1 protein-coding gene is annotated in these 440 nt (G+C 61.4%); it reads left to right on the top strand.

Going from position 1 to position 440, the window contains the following annotated elements:
- Positions 1–9: 9 nt before the first annotated feature.
- A partial coding sequence (locus D7V97_RS43740; RefSeq protein WP_199729284.1) for a cytochrome c oxidase subunit 3 occupies positions 10–440 on the top strand: 431 nt, incomplete at its 3' end.

Below are 440 nucleotides of genomic sequence, written 5' to 3' on the forward strand. Positions count from 1 at the left end.
TGGCAGGCCATGGCTGAAACGACCGCATCTCTGCATGTGACCGGCCCCAGTGGTACCACCACGGTGGATGACATACCGCCGGGCGGCTACCAGTTCCACGTCACCGAAGAACCGCACGTGCCAAACGGCACGCTGCTCGGATTCTGGCTGTACCTGATGAGCGACTGCCTGATCTTCGCGTGCCTGTTTGCCGCCTATGGCGTCCTGGGCCGCGAGTACGCAGGCGGGCCGACGGGGGCAGAATTGTTTGAGTTGCCTCTGGTGGCGCTCAACACATCGTTCCTGCTGCTGTCGTCTATTACGTACGGCTTTGCGATGCTGCAGCTGCAGCAGAACAAGATCTCGGCCATGCAGATCTGGCTGGCCATCACGTGGGTGTTCGGTGCGGCGTTTCTTGCAGTGGAGCTCTACGAATTCGCGCACCTGATCCACGAGGGCGC

Source organism: Corallococcus sp. CA053C (assembly GCF_003611675.1).
Taxonomy (GTDB): domain Bacteria; phylum Myxococcota; class Myxococcia; order Myxococcales; family Myxococcaceae; genus Corallococcus.